This is a genomic window from Actinopolyspora xinjiangensis, from assembly GCF_900104475.1.
Lineage (GTDB): Bacteria > Actinomycetota > Actinomycetes > Mycobacteriales > Pseudonocardiaceae > Actinopolyspora > Actinopolyspora xinjiangensis.
Map to the genome: position 1 here is coordinate 110528 of NZ_FNJR01000003.1, position 17264 is coordinate 127791.

Sequence of the window (17264 nt, forward strand, 5' to 3'; positions counted from 1 at the left end):
TCGGCATGTCCTCGCGGATCATTCGTCGGACTGGTGGGGTCCGGACGGTTTTGGTTGTGGATTGATTTCGGTCAACACTGAAAACACAGAGTGTTTCAATCAGAAAATACATCCGACGTGCCAGCGCACACAGCTGAACGAACACTCCTCCGCTGCGTACCGTCACGGACGTGGACGAACGGCGGAACATCCCGGCCACGGACCGGGTGCTCGACGAGCCCCGGCTCGCCGCGGCCGTCGAACGCTTCGGGCGAGAACGGGTGAAGCGGGCCGTCCACACCGCCCAGCGGCGCGCCCGGGCCCGCGAGATACCCGCCGATCAGGTGGTCGCGGAAGCGGCGGCCAACCTGCCCGCCTCGGTCGGCGGGCTGCGCCCGGTGCTCAACGCCACCGGGGTGCTGCTGCACACCAACCTGGGGCGGGCTCCCCTGTCGGAGGCCGCGGTGACGGCCCTGCGGGAGGCCGCCGGAACCTGCGACGTCGAGTTGGACCTGCACACCGGTGCGCGCGGTCGTCGCGGGGCGAACGTCACGCGCGGCCTGCTCGACGCGGTCCCCGAGGCCGAGAGCGCACACGTGGTGGGCAACGGCGCGGCGGCACTCACCCTGGCCGCCACGGCCCTGGCGAGTGGCCGCGAGATCGTGCTGGCGCGCGGTGAGATGGTCGAGATCGGCGCCGGCTTCCGCATCCCCGAGCTGCTGTGCTCCACCGGCGCGCGACTGCGCGAAGTCGGCACGACCAACCGTGTCGAGCTCGCCGACTACCGAGCGGCGATCGGAGCGGAAACCGGATTCGTGCTCAAGGTGCACCCGTCGAACTTCGTGATCAGCGGGTTCACCTCCTCGGTCGAACCGGGCGAGCTCGGCGGCCTGGACGTGCCGCTGGTCGTCGACATCGGATCCGGACTGCTGGAACCGCACCCCCGGCTGCCGGACGAACCCGACGCGCGCACCACGCTGCGCTCCGGAGCGGACCTGGTCGTGGCCAGCTGTGACAAGCTGCTCGGCGGGCCGCAGGCCGGGCTGCTGCTCGGCAGGGCTGCCGTCGTCGACACGCTCCGGAGACATCCGCTGGCCCGTGCGCTGCGCCCCGACAAGCTCACCCTGGCCGCGCTGCACGCGACCCTGAACGGACCTCCCACGCCGACCGCGCGTGCGCTGGAACGCTCCCACCGGGAACTGCGCGCCCGCGCCGAACGGATCGCGGAGTCGGCACGGGCGGCCGGGGTCGCCGCCACGGCCGTGGACACCGTCGCGAGCATCGGAGGCGGCGGAGCGCCGGGCGCGCGACCGGACAGCGCCGCCGTGGCCCTGCCCGAGCCGTACTCGGCGCACCTGCGCGGAAGCACTCCCCCGGTGCTGCCCCGGGTGGAGTCCGGTCGCTGCCTGGTCGACCTGTTCGCACTGGGGCCGGAGTGGGACGCGGAACTGACCGGGACGATCCTCCGGAGCGCGGAGCGGGCTGCCCCGACGCCGGGGAGGACTCCGTGCGAGTGATCGCCACGGCGGGGCACGTGGACCACGGCAAGTCCACACTGATCCACGCGCTGACCGGGATCCAGCCGGACAGGTGGACCGAGGAACGGCGTCGCGGGCTGACCATCGACCTGGGCTTCGCCTGGCGGAAACTACCCGGCGGAGAGCGCATGGCGTTCGTCGACGTGCCCGGCCACCAGCGGTTCGTGCGCAACATGCTGGCAGGGGTCGGTGAGGTCACGGGAGCGCTGTTCGTGGTGGCCGCCGACGAGGGCTGGATGCCGCAGTCGGACGAACACCTCCAGGCCCTGCACGCGCTGCGCGTGCGGCACGGGGTGCTGACCGTCACCCGCAGCGACCTGGCCGACCCGCTGCCCGCCCTGGACCAGGCCCGACGACGGTTGTCCGAGAGTTCGCTGGCCAGAGTCCCCGAGGTGGTGGTCAGCGGCTCCACCGGTGCCGGGCTCGGCGAGCTCACCGCGGCGCTCGACGATCTCGCACGGCGGATGCCGACACCGGACCCCGACGCCGACGTGCGGCTCTGGCTGGACCGATCCTTCGGCGTCCACGGCGCGGGAACCGTGGTGACCGCGACGCTATCGGCGGGAACCCTGACTCGCGGCGACGAACTGGTGGTGGCCCGCACCGGGCGGCGCGTGACGATCCGCGGGCTGCAGAGCCTCGACGAGCAGCGGGAAACGGTCACGGCTCCCGCGAGGGCGGCACTGAACCTGCGCGGGACTCGGCCCGAGGAGCTCGACCGCGGTGACGCCCTGCTGACCCCGGACGCCTGGCGGGTCACCGGGTGCGTGGACGTGCTGCTGCGGGACAGCCGGGCCACCGAGCTGCCCCGCGAACTCGGCATGCACATCGGCGCGGCCGCCACCCCGGTGCGGGTGCGACCGCTGGGGCACGAGATCGCCCGGTTGTCCCTGCACCGGGCGCTGCCGCTGCGGATCGGGGACATCGCCCTGCTGCGGGACGCGGGGCGCCACCTCGTGCCCACGGGAGTTCACGTCCTCGACGTGTGCCCACCGGCACTGCGCCGTCGCGGCGCGGCCGCCGCCCGCGCCGAGGAGCTACGGCGGAACCTGGACCGCCCCGCCGGTGCGGTGCTGCTCGAACGGCACGGCGCGATGCGCGCCCCGGAACTGCGTGCGGCGGGCGCCCGCACTCCCCCGTGGGCGTTGCGGAGCGGGGACTGGCTGCTGGCTCCGGACGCCCGGGAGGACTACGCCGCGCGACTGGTCGAACTCCTCGACCGGAGCCACCGGGAGCACCCGATGGACGACGGGATCACCGAGGGGGCGGTGCTGCGGCGGCTGGGACTGCCCCACGCCTCGTTGCTGCCACTCGTGCTGGACTCGCCGCGCGCCACCGGTGTGACCGCGACCGGCGGCCGGCTGCGGCTGCGAGGGCCCGAGCTGAGCGAGCACGTGCGCGAGGGGGTGGCCGCGCTCCGGGAGCGGCTGGCCGAGCGCCCCTTCGAGGCTCCCACCGCCGGGGAATTGCGCCGGTTGGGGCTGGACGCCGAGCACCTCGGCGCGGCGAGCAGGGCCGGTGAGCTGCTCAGGGTGGCCGAGGGAATCTACCTGCTGCCGGGGGCGTTGCCGCAGGCGCGGGACCTGCTGGCGCGGTTGCCGCAGCCGTTCACCCCGAGCCAGGCCCGCGAGGTGCTGGGCACGAGCCGCCGAGTGGCGGTCCCGCTGCTGGAGCGCCTCGCCCGTGAGGGCTACACCCGGAGGCTGCCGGACGGCACGCACCGAGTGCTAGCAGTTCCCCCTCCGGAACGGTGAGGTGAACACCGCCCCGTCCACGCCGGATCCGGATGGTGGTCACGAGGGTCACGGGTGGCGCGGGAAGGTTTGCCCGGTGTCACCGGTTGGGCACCCCGGCTACAGGAGGGGCGGCGGACGCGTGTCTGGACTGGCCCGCCGACCGGGGAGGAGGAAGCCATGCCGCACAAGATCTGGGCGGGATCGCTCAAGTTCGGTCTGGTGACCATTCCCGTCGGGCTGTACGGCGCCACCGAGGACCACGGCATCCACTTCAACCAGTACGAACGCGGAACCCACGACCGGGTGCGCTACCGCAGGATCAACGAGCGCACGGGCAGGGAACTGGACGGCGACGAGGTCGTCAGGGGCCGGGAGGTCGACGGCACGCTGGTCACGGTCGAGCAGTGGGAGCTCGACGAGGTCGCGCCGGAGCGTTCCCGGACGATCGAGATCGAGGAGTTCGTGGCCCTCTCCGAGATCGATCCGGTCCATTTCCAGAAGGCCTACTGGGTGGCTCCCGACGACCGGCGGAACGCGCGCGGCTACAGCCTGCTGCGCCGTGCGATGGCCGAAACCCAGCGGGTGGGGATAGCCAGCTTCGTGTTCCGCGGCAAGGGTTACCTGAGCGCGCTGCGTCCGGAGAACGACGCGCTGGTGCTGCACACGCTGTTCTTCCCGGACGAGATACGCGACCCCGCGTACGTGCTGGAACACGCCCCCGGCGACGACTCCTACGACTCGCGGGAGCTGCGGATGGCCGGAGACCTCATCAGGGCCATGAGCGCGCCGTGGCGACCGGACGAGCACGTCGACACCCACACCGCGCGCGTCGAACGGCTGCTCGCGGACAAGGCGGCCGGACGCGCACCGCGTGGTGAGCCCAAGCGGCCGGCCTCCCCCGAGCCAGGGGAGCTGGCCGACGCGCTGCGCCGCAGCGCCGAACGGGCCCGCGCCGCCCGGGGGAGCTCCACCGGAGACTCCGACGCCCCCGGTGGCAGCGGGGCCACCACTGTCCCGGATTCGAGGCCGGTGTCCACGCTGAGCCGTGAAGAGCTGCGGCGCAGGGCACGCGAGCTGGGCATCCGGGGCAGGTCCAAGCTCAGCCGGGCCCAGCTGGAGCGGGCGATCACCGAATCGCCGGGCGTGCACCGGAACAGACGAGCGGAGAACGAGCCCACCGGGAAGAAGCCACGAAGAAGCCCCCGGGATCAAGGAGGTGGATCATCCTGAGTCCGACAGATGCGTTAGCCTTGAGCGAAACCGACTCAGGAATGCCGATCGGCGTCGCTCATGTTGCACGAGACGCGATCCGCAACGAAGCGTGCGAGCGAAAGAGGTAGTAATGACCAACTTCTTCGGTTCCGGTGGGCCCGGTTCGAGTCCGTTCGACGACTTCCTCGCCCGGTTCCTGGGCGGCCAGGGCGGCACGCCGCGACCGGTGCAGCGTGTCGACATCACCCGCCTGATGACCCACCAGGCCCAGGAACTGATGGCCGCCGCCGCGCGGTTCACGGCCGAGCACGGGGGGCACGACCTGGACGCGCACCACCTGCTGTGGGCGGCCACCCAGACCGAGACGACGCGTTCGATGCTCGAACGGGCGGGTGCCGACCCGGCCTCAATCGCCCAGGGCATCGAACAGCAGCTGCCGCAGACCGAGAGCACCGACCAGCCGCCCGCGCTGACCCCGGCGGCCAAGCGGGCGCTGCTGGACGCGCACCGGGTGGCCCGCGCCGTGGGCTCGTCCTACATCGGCCCGGACCACCTCCTGTTGGCGCTGGCGGCCAACCAGGAGTCGACCGCGGGCCAGATCCTCGCCGCCGCCCACGTCACCCTGGAGGCTCTGCAGAGCGGCGCCTCGGCGCGGAGCGGCGGGCACCAGCAGTCCCCCGAGACCCAGCAGAGCAGCGCGACCCCCACGCTGGACGAGTACGGGCAGGATCTGACCGCGCGAGCCCGCGAGGGCGGCCTCGACCCGGTCATCGGCCGGGACTCCGAGATCGAGCAGACCGTGGAGGTGCTCTCGCGCCGCACGAAGAACAACCCGGTCCTCATCGGCGAGGCGGGGGTCGGCAAGACCTCGGTCGTCGAGGGCATCGCCCAGCGCATCGTCGACGGCGAGGTTCCCGACGTGCTGTCGAACAAGCGAGTGGTGCAGCTCGACGTCTCCGGTGTGGTCGCCGGTACCCGGTACCGGGGTGACTTCGAGGAGCGGATGAACAAGATCATCGAGGAGATCAGCCAGCACAGCGAGCAGCTGATCATCTTCATCGACGAGCTGCACACCGTGGTCGGCGCGGGCGGTTCGGAGGGAGCCGTGGACGCGGGCAACATGCTCAAGCCGAGGCTGGCTCGGGGTGAGCTGCACGTGGTCGGCGCCACGACCCTGGACGAGTACCGCAAGAACATCGAGAAGGACGCCGCGCTGGAACGCCGTTTCCAGCGGATCGACGTCGCCGAGCCCAGCGTCGAGGACACGGTCCAGATAATGCGGGGGCTTCGGGACCGCTACGAGGCGCACCACCAGGTGCGGTTCAGCGACGACGCGATCAGTTCCGCTGCGGAGCTCGCCGATCGCTACATCACGGATCGCTACCTGCCGGACAAGGCCATCGACCTGCTCGACCAGGCCGGAGCACGCAAGCGGTTGCGCACCCGTACGCCCACGACCGACGTCCGGGAGCTGGAGGAGCAGGCCGAACAGCTCAGCCGGGACAAGGCCCAGGCGGTCAGCGACGAGAACTACGAGCAGGCCTCACAACTGCGGGACGAGATCAACCAGGTCCAGGCGAGGATCCGGCAGCAGCGGCACAGCCCCGACGGCATCCCCGAGGTCGGCTCGGCCGACATCGCCGAGGTCGTGTCCAGGGCCACCGGTATTCCGGTCACCCAGCTGACCGAGGAGGAGAAGGGCCGCCTGATGCGGCTGGAGGACCAGCTGCACCACCGGGTGATCGGACAGGACGAGGCGGTGCACGCGGTCTCCCGCGCGGTACGCCGCTCGCGCACCGGCATGGGCGACCCGAACCGGCCCGTCGGAACCTTCCTGTTCCTCGGCCCGACCGGTGTCGGCAAGACCGAGCTGGCGCGGGCGCTGGCCGAGTCGCTGTTCGGGGACCAGGACCGGATGATCCGGCTGGACATGAGCGAGTACCAGGAGTCCCACACGGCCAGCCGGATGGTCGGGGCCCCGCCGGGCTACGTCGGTTACGGCGAGGCGGGCCAGCTCACCGAGGAGGTGCGCCGCAGGCCCTACTCCGTGGTGCTGCTCGACGAGATCGAGAAGGCGCACATCGATGTGTTCAACATCCTGCTGCAGGTCATGGAGGACGGGCGCCTCACCGACGGCCAGGGGCGCACGGTGGACTTCCGCAACACCGTGCTGATCATGACGAGCAACCTCGGCTCGGACATCATCTCGAACCGCTCCGGGGTGCTCGGGTTCAGCACCAGGGAGGAGGAGCAGACCACCGAGGCGGCACGGGACCGGCTGATGGTCAGGCTGCGCGAGTCCTTCCGGCCTGAGTTCCTGAACCGCATCGACGAGATCGTGGTGTTCCGCAAGCTGGAGTCGGACCAGCTGCGGCGCATCACCGAGCTGCTGCTGGACGAGACCAGGAAACGGTTGCGGGCCCAGGGAATCGACATCACGTTCGACTCGGAGGCGGTGGACTGGCTGACCGAGCACGGGCACCAACCGGACTTCGGTGCGCGACCGCTGCGGCGGACCATCCAGCGCGAGGTGGACGACTCGATCTCCGACCTGCTGCTGGACGGGGAACTCGCCCACGGTCAGCGCGTGGTGGTCGGTGCCGACCAGGACCAGCTCCGGTTCTCGGTGCAACCGCAACCGGCCGAAGCCTCCGTCTGAGGCGGGAGCACACCGGCGAGGGAGGGGCGGCCGAGCCCGACCGGGGACCGGCCGCCCCTGCTCTCGCGGTCCGGGAGATTCCTCAGCGGGCCACGACGACAGGGCAGGGCGCGTGGTGCAGCAGTGTCTGGCTGGTCGAACCCAGCAGCAGCCCCGCGAGCCCGCCCCGTCCCCGGGCTCCCACCACGACGAGCCGGGCGCTGTTCGCCTGGTCCAGCAGCAGGCGTGCGGGCTTGCCGTAACCGACGACCTCGTGCACCGCCACATCGGGGTAGTCCTCCCGCCAACCGGCCAGCACCTCGGCGAGCAGGCGCTGTTCGTCGGCACGAACGGACTCCCAGGTCTCGTCGGCCTGCGCCCGGGTCCACAACTCCCCCACCACCAGGTCGTGCCAGGCGTGCACCGCCACGAGTTCGGCCGAGCGGGCGGAGGCCATGTCGAACGCCCACCGCAGCGCGAGCTCGCCGGGACCGGAGCCGTCGACGCCGACGACGACGGGCAGGTCCTCGCGTTCGGCTCCCTCGTCGGGCTCACGGATGACCGCCACCGGGCACTGGCCGTGGTGCGTAAGCGCGATCGCCACCGATCCCAGCACCACGCCGCTGAAGCTGCCGAGACCACGACTGCCGACCACCACCAGCCTGGCCGTGGAGGACTCGTCCAGCAGCACGGTGCGGGCTGAGCCGGTGCGCACCATCGTTTCCACCACGAGTTCCGGGGCCGCGGCGGACGCGATCTCCCGCGCGTCGCGCAGCCAGTCGCTCACGAACTCCCGCGCCGTCTCGCTGGTGGACTCGGGGGTGGCGGTTCCCAGCGTGTCGGGCACGTACCCAAGCGCCGAGACATCCGCGTGCACCAGTCGCAACGGTGCCGAACGGCTGGAGGCTTCCCGGGCCGCCCAACGCACGGCTTCGAAGGAGGTGGGAGAACCGTCGATTCCGACCAGAACCGGCTTCGCGGTGGTAGACATCTCTCACTCCGGTGATCGGGGAATCCCGTGACCCGGCTCGGCCCGACCACGCGAGTCGCGGGCGGACGACCGTCCGGCCCCAACCATGACACCCGCCGGAGTCGGCCGCAGCGATTCGACGCGTGGGCCCACGGGTTCCGTGAGCGAGTGTGCCGAGCGGTTCGGGCGAGCCGGTGAGCTCTCGGCTCCACGACGGGGTGCTCACGCGGTTCGCGACAGCCGACTCCGCGCGTCCTCGGGTGAGCGGGCGTGCTCGGTGAACCGCTCCCACGGGTCGCCGTGCGTGCGCAGCCGGGTGGGGACGTCGGTGACCGTGAAGGAGGCCGGGGTGATCGAATCCAGTTCCGACCACCACAGCGGGGTGGCGACCGGAGCACCACGCCGTGCTCGTACGGCGTACTGAGCCACGGCGGTCTGGGCGTAACCGTTGCGCAAGTAGTCCACGAAGACCCGCTCACCCCGCTCCTTCTTGCGCTGTTCGACGGTCAGCACGTCGGGATCGCGCGCCACCAGCAGCCGGGCGATCGCTAGGGCCATTTCGTGCGACCGGTCGAACGAGAACTCCTCCCGCAGCGGGGCGAGCACGTGAAATCCCCGGGACCCCGTGGTGGTCAGGAACGGAACCAGTCCGAGTTCGTCCAGGATCTCGCCGACCCGTCGCACGGCGGTGCGCAGCGCCCCGAGGTCCTCCACCGTCGGATCCAGGTCGAACACCAACCGGTCGGGAGCAGTGGGGTGTTCCCGGGTGGACAGCCACGGATGCGGGGTCAGGCAGGCCTGCCCCGCGAGGTAGAGCAGGGTCGGTGTGTCGTCGCAGACCACGAGGGTGTTGTACCCACCACTTTTCTTCGCCACCCGGATCCGGGACACCCAGTCGGGAAAGTGCTCCGGCACGTTGTGCTGCACGATGCGCTCCCCGTCGATGCCGTCCGGGAACCGCTGCATGACCATGGGACGCCCGCGCAGGTGAGGCAGCATCACCGGAGCGACCCCGCGGTAGTAGGACACGATCTCCTGTTTGGTGATGCCGTCGGCGGGGAAGAGCACCTTCGTCGGGCGAGGAACGGTGACCGACCGGCCGTCGACGTCGAACGAGACGTTCAAGGCGCGCTCCTGTGCGGTTGGCGAGTGCCGCCGGACCACCGGAGTCGGATCCTTTGGTGGAGCGCCGGGTCGATGGCCCGCGGCGCGGATCCCGGCAACCGGTCGGCCGGCGGGCGGTCGAGGGCTTGCGGTAGCGGGTGTTCTCCGAGGGTGCGGGCGCGCACCGGGTCGCGCCACCCGAGCGTGGGGGCGGCGACACGCCACAACGAACGGTTCGCGGAGCACCCCGGATCACGGTGGGTACGATTCGGTCGGTGACCATGAATGTGCGAGCATTCGAAGTATCACGCGAATGGACGTTGCGTTGCCGTGGCCCCGCCCGGTAGGCGCTGGCGCCCTGGCGGGATAATCCGTCCGGAGGACGTACCGCTGTCGGCATCACCGTCATGTGCAACCGGTTGGAAGAAGCGGCGACTGGTTCGTTGGCCACGCCACCGCCACAGCGGGGAGATCCGGTGGGACAACACGTGATCTTCCGGCTGCCGGCTACGACGCCGACGAGGGAAGGACCGAGGTGGATACCGAGACCGCGCAGACCGACGACCTTCGGCTCGTCGCGCTGCAGAGCGCCGTGAACTGCACCGACATGTTCGTCCGCTTCACGCTGAGCGAGTGGTCCCTGCGCCCGCTGACCGACGACGCCACGGCGGCGGCGACACGGCTCGTTTCCGCCGTCGTCGAGCACTCCGATTCGCAGTCCCCGGGATTCGTCTCGGTTCGGTTGCGGATCCACGGGAACAACCTGGTGATCGAGGTCGAGGACGACCAGGGAGTACTTCCCCCCGCCGTCTCGTCGAACCTCGCCGGAGTGCACACCGGCGTGATCTCCCCGGAGGGGCGCGGGCGGATCGTTTGGTGCGAGCTGGAACTACCGGAGGGAATGCGTGCCTCCGACGTACCGCTGCCCCGACGGGACCCGAAACGTTCCCAGAGCGCCGAGCAGTCGGACGATGTTCCCGACGACGTCGATCCGCAGGTGATGGAACGGCTGCTGTCCGGGCTGAGCAGGCGCGCTCCCGACTCGGACTCCCAGTAGCTCCGGTTCCGGCGGTCCGACGCGGAACCACCCTTCCCGGACCGGTTTCGGCGCTGACGAGGTGTACGGCACGAGTGCTCGGTCACGACGAGGGGCGACCCCGGCGGGTCGCCGTCTACGGAACGCTGCGCCGCGGGGGCTCGGCGAGCGAGCTCATGACACCCCTGGTTACGGTGCGGGAGGACGACACCGTGCTCGCCGGACGGTTGTACGACACCGGCCAGGGGTACCCGGCCTTTCTGCCCGGCGCGTCACCGGACGGTGGGGACCGAGGGGTCCCGGCCGAGGTCTACGTGCTCCGGGAACCGGAGCGGGCGCTGCCGGTCCTGGACCGCTACGAGGGGCCGGACTACGTCCGCCGGGTGTTCACCCTGCGGGACGGCCGCCGGTGCTGGGTCTACGTCTGGACGCGTCCGGTCACCGGCATGGCCGAGTTGCCGTGGGGCTGGTGCCGCTCGTGACCGGTTCGTCGCGGCCGCGTCCCGCCCACTACCGTCCGGACAGCCGCTCGGCCCTGCGGACGATGTTGCTGGCCATACCGCCGAAGACCACACCGTGGAACGGGGCCACCGCCCACCAGTAGGCGTGGCCGGCCAGGCCACGGGGCACGAACACCGCCCGCTGCCGGTAGACGGTTCTCGCGCGCGAGTCCGGACGCACCCCCAGTTCGAGCCAGGCACGGCCGGGCAGCCTCATCTCGGCGCGGAGTCGCAGCAGTCTGCCCTCGTCGAGTTGTTCCACCCGCCACCAGTCCAGGGCGTCACCCGTCCGCAGCGTCCGCGCGTCGCGTCGGCCCCTGCGGAGCCCCACCCCGCCGACGAGGCGATCGGCCCAACCGCGCACCGCCCACGCCAACGGCATGGAGTACCAGCCGTTGTGCCCACCGATACTCTCGATCACCCGCCACACGGCTTCCGGCGCGGCCGAGGTGCGACGGACTCGGATGTCGCGGTACGCGCTTCCACCGGCCCAACGGGGATCGGAGGGCAGCGGGTCCGAGGGGACGCTCCCGGAAGCGTCGGACCAGCGGGTGTCGATCCGTCCGGCACGAACCCTGGCGAGAGCCAGCCGGACGGCCTGCTCGTAGCCCAGCAGTCCCTGCTCCGGTCGGGAGATGTGGTCGTCGATGTCGTGCTCGGTGCGGACCGCCTCGTGCACCAGCGAATCGATCAGCGGGGCCCCGATCGATTTCGGCACCGGCGTCACGATGTTGATCCAGTAGGAGCTCAACCGAGGCGAGAGCACCCCCACCGGAAGCATCACACGGCGAGGCAGCCCCGCCACCGCCGCGTAGCGGCGCATCATCTGTTCGTAGGTGAGGACCTCGGGCCCGCCCACGTCGAAAGTCCGGTTGAGCGGTTCCGGTATCTCCGCCGCGCGGACCAGGTAGTGCAGCAGGTCCCGGATCGCGATGGGCTGGACCCGGTTGCGAACCCACCGCGGCGTCACCATCACCGGCAGGCGCTCGGTCAGGTAGCGCAGCATCTCGAAACTGGCCGATCCGGACCCCAGCACGACCGCCGCCCGCAGCACGACGGTCGGTACCGGACCGGCCAGGAAGATCCGTCCGACCTCGGTCCTCGAACCGAGGTGTTCGGAGAGTTCCCCCTGGTCCGGAGGATGCAGACCACCGAGGTAGACGATTCGGGAGACCCCGGCCTCCCCCGCCGCGCGACTCGTCTCCGATGCGGCGCGGCGATCCCGCTCGACGAAACCGGGACCGGACATCGAGTGCACCAGGTAGTAGAGGACATCCACCCCTTCGCAGGCGGCTCGCGTACTGTCCTGGTCCAGCACATCGCCGCGAACGATCTCCACCTGGTCGGCCCAGGGAACGTCACGGAGCTTGTCCGGATCCCGGACGAGGCAGCGCACCCGGTGACCGTCGGCCAGCAGACGCGGCACGAGCCGACCACCGATGTAGCCCGTGGCACCGGTCACCAGACACAGCATGCCGACATGGTGACAACCGGCAACGGTGGGCGCACTCCCGGAAACCGCGAGACCACCGGGGAGAACGCCGATTCGCCCCGACCGGCTCCGGCGCTTCGAGCAACAGGGACGTCCCGAAAGCTCCGCGCACACGCGATGGCCACGCCCCGGTCCCCCCGGCGAACCGCTCCGGAGATCCCGGGACTCGACATTCGGGAATTCCGCTCGCGTCAGGTGCGTTCTCCCGTGGTTTTCGAACGCTCGCGGGTGGACACCGCCGCGTTCCCCACCGGGCGAGGGCCGGGGAGCCGCACCCCCTCCGGAACAGCCGCGCGGAACGCGGCGGGACTGTTGAAGCACCCCGCGACCGGGTACCCCCCGAACCACGTCCGGAGTCGAGCCGGGTCACCACGGGACTCCCGGACAACGGTATCGCGAGTGCTGCGAGAGGAAAGAGCGATGACGAGAGTGGCGTTCCTGGGAACCGGGACCATGGGAGCCCCGATGGTGCGAAACCTGCTCGGCTCCGGCTTCGAAGTGCGCGTCTGGAACCGCACCCCCGCGAAGGCGGCGCCGTTGCGTGAGGACGGTGCCGTGCTGGCCGAGACCCCAGCGAGCGCGGCCGAGGGGGCCGACATCCTGGTGACGATGCTGCTGGACGGTGACTCCACCATGCGGGCAGCCGGTGAGGCGCTGGAATCGCTGCCACCGGACGCCGTCTGGTTGCAGATGGGCACCATCGGGCTGTCGGGAATGTCCGAGGTGGTGTCCGCCTGCGACGGAGTGCCCCTGGTGGATGCTCCCGTGCTGGGGACGCGGGCACCCGCCGAGCGGGGAACGCTGACGATCCTGGCGGCGGCCGCTCCGGAGGTCCGTTCCCGTGCCGAGGAAGTGTTCGACTCGGTGGGCGAGCGGACCATCTGGGTATCCGAGGACGCGACCACGGCGGCCGGGACCAAACTGAAACTGGCCGCCAACAACTGGGTGCTCGAACTGACCAACGCGGTCGGGGAATCCCTGGCATTGGCCCAGCACCTCGGACTGGACCCGAATCTCTTCCTCGAAGCGATCCGGGGAACCGCGACCGACTCCCCCTACGCGCACCTGAAGGGGTCGGCGATCCTGCGGGACGACCTCGCGCCGTCCTTCACGGTGAGCGCGGCCGGCAAGGACGCGGCACTGGTCGAGGAGGCAGCGGGCGACTCGCTCCGACTGGATCTCGCCCGGGCGGCCAAGGAACGTTTCCGCAGGGCGGAACAGGCGGGATACGCGGAGGCGGACATGGCCGCCGCCTACTTCGCCTCGTTCCCCGAGCGGCACGACGGGTGACCCGTGGGGAACGGGCCGGGCCGGAGCGAACTCCCCTCCCCGAGCGTGGCTCGGCGTGCTCGCGCTCCGGGCCACCGGACCGTCCCCGTTCTCGGCTACGTGCCCGGTGCGCTCCGGAAAGCCGCTCCTGGCGTCCGTCCTCTCCACGACTGGTTTCAGGTGCGGCCGCGCCAGTACCAGAAGGCCGACAGGCTCGCCGCCAGCACGACCGCGAGCAGCGCGGCTCCGAACTCGGCGAGCACGAGCAGGGGCACCGACAACGCCAGCGCGACACCGGCCAGCACGAGCAACAAGGGAAACCTGCGTCGAAAGGTTCTGGGCTTCCCCTCGGCAAGCCCACGCGCCAGCTCGGGATCCTCCTGAGTCAGCCGATTCTCGATCTCCTCCAGGCTGCGACGTTCGTAGTTGCCCAACATCGCCGACCTCCCGTACGTGTGACCTCCACGCTCCCCTCCTCCGGGACCAGTAGTGTCACACCACACCGGGCCGACCGGCCAGCCCCCGCGACACGAGGACGGCCGAAAATTCCCACCCCGGGACGGACGTCTCCGACATGCGCTTTCCCTGAGAGGTGTCGGGGCCTCCGTCTCTGCCCAGGATCGGCCGGGAGGCGAACACGATGCGTACGAGCGGTCCGAGCACACGGCGCGGGCACACCTCGAACGACGCCCGTCCGGCCTCTCCCGCCCGACCTCGGAGAACCGAACAGTGGACGGAAGAGGCTCGCCCGGCCGGAGGCGGGTCGAGCGGACCGGAACGGCTACCGCGCCGCGATGCTTACCGCTCGACCCAGCCGTGCTCCTCGGCCAGCTTGAGTAGCCGTTGGCGTGCCTGCAGAATCTGTCCCCCCGTCAGGGAGGGCACAGCGCCCAGCAGCGCCTCGGTTATCTCCGCCGACAGCTCCTCGGCGGAGAGGAGCTCCGAATCACCGCCCGAACCTCCGGAGGCCCTCCCCCCGGCACCGGCACCGCCGGAACGACCGCCGCCCGCGAGACGCACGTCCGAGGCCTTCAGCCCGCGTTCCCCGTCCTCGACGTTGAACTCGACCGTCGTGCCCGGGGAAATCAGCCCCTCGTCCACCAACAGGTCGTTGACGTGGACGAAGACGTCCTCACCACCAGTTTCCGGCGACACGAACCCGTAGCCCCGGGAAGTGTCGAACCGGATGACCTCACCTTTGATACCCATAACCCCGTTTCGTCGATTTCGAACACCTTCCTCGGAGCGCGCGAAGACACTTCCGAGTGGTGATGTCACCACGTGAGGATTCCTCCCCGGGAGGAGCACCACCCTCCGTAGTGACAGCCACGATCCTCACCGGTGGTCTCGACCGGATTCTCTTCTCGTCGAACTCGCGCCCCGGGCCCCGCCATCGAACACCGGAGGGGGCCCGGCTCCTCGTCCGAACACCGGTTTCCCGTGGCCCGCAATGTAGCAGCAGCCCGCCGGTACAGCCGAAAACGGATCAGCGCGCCACGACTGCCGGGGAGGACTCCGCTCAGGACTCGAAGTCGAGCACGAGCCGTCCGCGGGTCCCACCGCGCTCCAGGACGCGGTGCGCCTCGTCGGCCCGTTCCGCGGGAAGGACGCGCGCCACCCGGGGGGTCAGCCTCCCGTTCTCGACCTTGGCCCGCAGTTGGTCCAACGCGGCGCTGTCGGTGACCGCCTGCACCACGAGCACTCGATGCACCCGGATTCCTCGACCGGGATCACCCTGCCATCCCCGCACGACGGCCAGGCCGCCGCCGTCACGGATGGCCGGGGCCACCGCGCCGTTGAGCACCGCGCCGTCGGCCACTCCCGCCACGCCCTCGGGAACCAGCTCACGGATCCGCTCGGCGACGTCGTCACCGCGCCGTACCACGGCGTCCGCGCCGAGATCGCGCACCAGTCGCTCGTCGGCGGCGGAAGCATCGGCGATCACGTGCAGGCCGCGATCCTTGGCCAGCTCGATGACATAACCGCCGAACGCTCCGGCGGCACCGGTGACTGCCAGTGTCTCGCCCTCGGCGAGACCGAGCTGTTCGAGCGCGAGGTGGGCGGTCAGCCCGTTCATCGGCAGGGTGGCCGCGGCCGCGAAACCGAATCCACTGGGCACGGCCGCCACGGACGCCGCCGGCACCACGATCTCGTCCGCGTAGGCACCGCCCCGGGAGTCGACGGGCACGACCACGGCCATGACACGGTCGCCGGGCTGCCAAGTGGTAACGCCCGGGCCGACTTCACTGATCATCCCGGCCGCGTCCATGCCCGGAATGTAGGGCGGTTCCAAACCTTCCGTGCGATGACCGCCGGCACGCAGCACGGTGTCGGTCGGGTTCACCGCCGCCGCGTGCACGCGGATCCGGATCTCGCCCTCCTCCGGCTTCGGCTGTGCGACGTCCACCACCCGCAGTTGTTCAGGACCGCCGAACTCCGTAACTCCAATCGCTCGCATGTCCCGCACAACCACACCGCGGCGGTGAATCTTCCACACCGCCCGGGGAGGTTCGGAAACGACACTCCTCGTGCACGAGCCACGGCCCGGTGTGTGCGACCGAGGCGGCAGGGGACGGCTTCGAGCGTTCCGCATCGAGTCGCCGAGCGACAGTGCCCGGCCCCCGATCCCTGAGCGGAACCGGGGCCGGGTGCTGGAAACCGCCGGGGCGAACGAGCCCGCCGGTTCCGCTCAGGAACCGGCGACGTGCTTGGCGAAAGCCGGAGCGACCTGCTGCAGCGCGTACTCCATGCCTCCGGCGGAACCGCTGGAGAAAGCCTTGACCACCTCGGGGTCGTCCAGGATCACGAGGTTGCCCTCCTGGGCGGCGGGGATCCGGTTCAGCAGCGGGTCCTGGCGGAGTTCCTCCGGGCTGCCGTTGATCGCGAACACCACCGTCAGGTCCGCGCTGAGCACCCGGAGGCGTTCCCGGGAGATGTTGACGTAGAAGCTACCAGACCCGAGTTCGTCGATCTCGGACTTGTTGTTCATCCCCAGCTCCCGCATGAACCGCACGCGGGAGTCCCCGGTGAGATAGGCGCCGTACTTGCCCGAGTAGTAGCCGCCCACTCCGACCGTCCTGCCCTCCAGTTCGGGGTACTGCTCGAGCGCCTCGGAGAACGTCCGCTCCACCTCGGCGATCCTGTCCCGACCCCGCTCGTGCTCGCCCAGCGCCCGGGAGACGAGGGTCAGTTGCTGACGCCAGCTGGTGCCGTAGGGAACGGTCTCCGGGGGAGGCCCGATCGTCGGGGCGATCTTCGACAGCGTCTCGTACTTCTCGCGGGAACCGTCCGAACGGGTGTTCAGGATGAGGTCGGGATCGAGGGAGGCGACCTTCTCGTAGTCGACCTCGTTCGTTCCCACCAGTTCGGGGGGCTCGGTGTACTCTCCGGCGGCCCAGGGGCCCACGCCGTTGCCCCCGAAGTCGAGCCAGTCGCTGACACCGATCGGCTGAACTCCCAGATCCAGCGCTGTCTCCGCGTCCGACCAGCCGAGCGCCACCACTCGCCGCGGCTTCTCCGGCACGGTCACCTCACCGAACTTCGTCGAAACGGTGACCGGGAACGCCGAATCCCCCACGTCCTTCCCGGCGGAGTCGCCGGGCGACTCCCCTTGACCGCACGCCGAAACGGCGGTGGCCAACAACAACACACCAAGCAATCCGCCGAAGCGACGCACACTTCCGAGTCTGCTCCGCAACCCTGTCCTCCCGTTGTAGCGGCCACGGTGGTCGTGTGGACGGGCACCGCCCGACCACACCCACCCAACACAAAGGTTAGCCTAACCTGAAAA

General features: G+C 70.5%; 14 protein-coding genes. 7 read left to right on the top strand and 7 right to left on the bottom strand.

Translation table 11 applies throughout. The features are described 5' to 3' along the window. The first annotated feature begins 170 nt into the window (after positions 1 to 170). From selA to BLQ75_RS05460, 4 genes are all read left to right on the top strand, one after another. Positions 171 to 1496 (top strand): L-seryl-tRNA(Sec) selenium transferase, encoded by a 1326-nt coding sequence (gene selA, locus BLQ75_RS05445; RefSeq protein ID WP_092598743.1) that lies wholly within the window; start codon positions 171 to 173, stop codon positions 1494 to 1496. Then, entirely contained in the window at positions 1487 to 3271 is a 1785-nt protein-coding gene (selB, locus tag BLQ75_RS05450; protein WP_092598746.1) for a selenocysteine-specific translation elongation factor, read from the top strand. The genes selA and selB overlap by 10 nt, the downstream gene beginning before the upstream one ends. A 159-nt stretch (positions 3272 to 3430) precedes the next feature. Continuing rightward, positions 3431 to 4483, top strand: a complete 1053-nt coding sequence (gene ku, locus BLQ75_RS05455) for a non-homologous end joining protein Ku (protein WP_092598750.1) — start codon at positions 3431 to 3433, stop codon at positions 4481 to 4483. 112 nt (positions 4484 to 4595) lie between these two features. Next, entirely contained in the window at positions 4596 to 7124 is a 2529-nt protein-coding gene (locus BLQ75_RS05460; protein WP_092598753.1) for an ATP-dependent Clp protease ATP-binding subunit, read from the top strand. A gap of 82 nt (positions 7125 to 7206) precedes the next feature. Here the strand turns inward: BLQ75_RS05460 and BLQ75_RS05465 are convergent, their stop codons facing one another. Next, the gene (locus BLQ75_RS05465; protein ID WP_092598756.1) at positions 7207 to 8094 is read right to left on the bottom strand and encodes a universal stress protein; all 888 of its coding nucleotides are present in this window, start codon (positions 8092 to 8094) and stop codon (positions 7207 to 7209) included. 201 nt (positions 8095 to 8295) lie between these two features. Then, positions 8296 to 9198, bottom strand: coding sequence for a non-homologous end-joining DNA ligase (gene ligD, locus BLQ75_RS05470; RefSeq protein WP_092598758.1), 903 nt, complete (start codon positions 9196 to 9198; stop codon positions 8296 to 8298). 514 nt (positions 9199 to 9712) lie between these two features. On the opposite strand from ligD, the gene BLQ75_RS05475 reads away from it, so the two are divergent. After that, positions 9713 to 10234, top strand: coding sequence for a hypothetical protein (locus BLQ75_RS05475; RefSeq protein ID WP_092598761.1), 522 nt, complete (start codon positions 9713 to 9715; stop codon positions 10232 to 10234). A gap of 74 nt (positions 10235 to 10308) precedes the next feature. Then, the gene (locus BLQ75_RS05480) at positions 10309 to 10695 is read left to right on the top strand and encodes a gamma-glutamylcyclotransferase family protein (protein ID WP_092598764.1); all 387 of its coding nucleotides are present in this window, start codon (positions 10309 to 10311) and stop codon (positions 10693 to 10695) included. Between the two features lie 28 nt (positions 10696 to 10723). Here the strand turns inward: BLQ75_RS05480 and BLQ75_RS05485 are convergent, their stop codons facing one another. Beyond that, a complete protein-coding gene (locus tag BLQ75_RS05485; protein WP_092598767.1) occupies positions 10724 to 12187 on the bottom strand; it encodes an SDR family oxidoreductase in 1464 nt (487 codons plus the stop codon). A gap of 438 nt (positions 12188 to 12625) precedes the next feature. Here BLQ75_RS05485 and BLQ75_RS05490 point away from each other — a divergent pair, with 438 nt between their 5' ends. Further along, a complete protein-coding gene (locus BLQ75_RS05490) occupies positions 12626 to 13495 on the top strand; it encodes an NAD(P)-dependent oxidoreductase (protein ID WP_092598771.1) in 870 nt (289 codons plus the stop codon). Positions 13496 to 13650: 155 nt separating this feature from the next. Here BLQ75_RS05490 and BLQ75_RS05495 read toward each other — a convergent pair whose 3' ends face one another. The 4 genes from BLQ75_RS05495 to BLQ75_RS05510 form a co-directional block, all read right to left on the bottom strand. After that, entirely contained in the window at positions 13651 to 13911 is a 261-nt protein-coding gene (locus BLQ75_RS05495) for a DUF3040 domain-containing protein (RefSeq protein WP_092598774.1), read from the bottom strand. Between the two features lie 361 nt (positions 13912 to 14272). Continuing rightward, a complete protein-coding gene (locus BLQ75_RS05500; RefSeq protein ID WP_092598777.1) occupies positions 14273 to 14683 on the bottom strand; it encodes a cold-shock protein in 411 nt (136 codons plus the stop codon). Between the two features lie 310 nt (positions 14684 to 14993). Then, positions 14994 to 15932, bottom strand: a complete 939-nt coding sequence (locus BLQ75_RS05505; protein ID WP_092598780.1) for a quinone oxidoreductase family protein — start codon at positions 15930 to 15932, stop codon at positions 14994 to 14996. A gap of 231 nt (positions 15933 to 16163) precedes the next feature. Beyond that, complete coding sequence (locus BLQ75_RS05510) at positions 16164 to 17123, bottom strand: ABC transporter substrate-binding protein (RefSeq protein ID WP_244515298.1); 960 nt, start codon at positions 17121 to 17123, stop codon at positions 16164 to 16166. Positions 17124 to 17264: the final 141 nt, after the last annotated feature.